A 2,132-nucleotide genomic window follows, 5' to 3' on the forward strand; every position below is an offset into this window, starting at 1 on the left:
GATATATGTTAAAAAAAGTGTATCATTAACATTGTTCTTTTAAAATAGTATTGAACTTATGAATATTCTTAATTTATTTTAGGAACCATTATTTTTAGAGGATGAACTTTTATATCACAAAAAAGACAAAATACTATAAGGTCTAGATTTACAGAAAGTGAAGAAAATTTAATGGTGAGCTATATGGAACAATATCTGATTCTACTTCTTATTTCACTAAATTACTGCTACGTCTGGGATTTAGGAATTCTTTGGGCTGTTCAGGGAAGCTTCTGGACTCCACTGGGGTTCTTAGGAGGACTCCCTCTTCTAGACCTCTTCTGGCGCGCTGTGACCTTTCTAGGAGACGAAATATTACTGTTTGTTCTAGTCGCAATAATCTACTGGCTGGGTTATAAAAGAGAAGGCGTATTTCTCGCGTTACTCCTCATATTTAGCACGCTCATCAACTATAGTCTAAAATATATCATCGGCAGGTTCAGACCAACATTCTTCGAGGCCCGAAAAGTGTACTTCCCAGAGGGTCCCTCAATGCCCAGTGGTCACGCTCAAACAACCACCGCCACCGCTTTTACATTAGCCTGGCTTGCAAAGGGGGAATCTCCCCTCCTCTCAAAGCGGGGAATTCTCCTATTTCTACTTGCGGCAGTAATATCGATTCTTGTGTCTATAAGCAGAGTTTATCTCGGAGCACACTGGCCAACGGATGTAATCTCGGGTCTTCTCATAGGACTGCTAATCTTTGGAGTATTTGTTCTATTAGCAGATAGAACTTGGAAATTACTCGATGCAAAACTTCCAGAGAGCCCCTGGATACGGGTAGCAATTGTTATAGTTGTCTTCCTAATATTGGCCTTAGTTTTACCATTCAATTGGGAGGTAGGCTGGTACCTCAACATACTACTAGCAGGTTATATAACGGGAACATTTCCCATCACATTTCTTACTATTTACCCATTCGATTGGGGAATGAGCTGGTACTTAACTGGGGCCATTGCAGGCTTTCTATCTGGAGCAATTCTTGAACAGAAATACATCCAATTTTCGATACCCGCCTCTTGGAAGTATGCCGTTCTCCGAATTATAATAGGAATAGTGGTGGCTCTGCCCGGATATTACCTAATAGACAAAATTCCTTGGGGACCACTACAATTCCCAGTATACGCAGTCCTAGGATTATGGGTAACCCTCATCGCACCAGCAATCTTCAAAAAGCTTGAACCAAAATCCTAAATCTCTCTCTTTCTTTTTTCAATTTCGCGTAAGAAAAAGTTTTAACTAACATCAAACATCTTCCAATCAAACCTTTCTATGAGTTATATATGGTTACTACTCTCTTGAATGGTAGATCTAAGTGAATGACAAAATCAACAAGATAATACAGCTTTTAAACCAAGAGTATGGAGAAAAAAAGTGGAAAAAAAGATACGCCCCACTCGACCAGCTAATTCAAACAATTCTCTCACAAAACACTAATGATAAAAATAGTAACGCTGCTTTTTCCAACCTGAAAAGAAAATATCCCACTTGGGAACGCCTCCTCGAAGCATCAGAGAACGACATTGCGGAAACCATAAGGTTAGGGGGACTTGCTAACATTAAAGCCAAGAGAATTAAGGAAGCCATTTTTGCCATTAAAGAAGAAAGACCAGAACTAGATTTAACATATCTTAAAAAACTTCCGCAGGAAGAAGCATTATCTTTCCTAACAGCACTCAAGGGAGTGGGGCCAAAAACCGCGGCCTGCGTTCTACTTTTCTCATTCGGCAAACCGGTTCTACCGGTGGATACCCACATTCATCGGGTGTCTAAGAGAATCAGTTTAATTGGGAACGTTGATCGTCTGAAAGCTCATGAAATACTTCAGCAGATGGTTCCTGAAGAACAAATTTACTCATTTCACATAAATATGATAGAACACGGAAGAAGAATCTGCAAAACCAAGCCCAAGTGCCCGGACTGTGTCCTAAACCTTATTTGCGAATCAGCAACTTACTTCTATCCAGAAATAAAAATCCTGAAAACCAAAAAATGATCTGAAAAATTTTTCATGAAATTAAAAATATTGGCTATTTTTTGCTAAATGTCAAAATTTCCGGGTACTTTCGTTAAAGTTGGGTGAGTTATTTGGG

The 2,132-nt window shown here is 39.3% G+C and carries 2 protein-coding genes; both read left to right on the forward strand.

All coding sequences use genetic code 11. The features are described from left to right. The first annotated feature begins 183 nt into the window (after positions 1 to 183). Entirely contained in the window at positions 184 to 1,233 is a 1,050-nt protein-coding gene (locus ACUVXA_RS20135) for a phosphatase PAP2 family protein (protein ID WP_445873080.1), read from the forward strand. A gap of 121 nt (positions 1,234 to 1,354) precedes the next feature. Further along, positions 1,355 to 2,035 (forward strand): endonuclease III domain-containing protein, encoded by a 681-nt coding sequence (locus tag ACUVXA_RS20140; RefSeq protein WP_445873081.1) that lies wholly within the window; start codon positions 1,355 to 1,357, stop codon positions 2,033 to 2,035. Positions 2,036 to 2,132: the final 97 nt, after the last annotated feature.

It is taken from the genome of Candidatus Jordarchaeum sp., assembly GCF_052745115.1.

Coding starts and splice junctions, on each gene's coding strand:
- ACUVXA_RS20135 (WP_445873080.1), top strand. CDS start 184: ATGGAACAATATCTGATTCTACTTCTTATTTCACTAAATTACTGCTAC.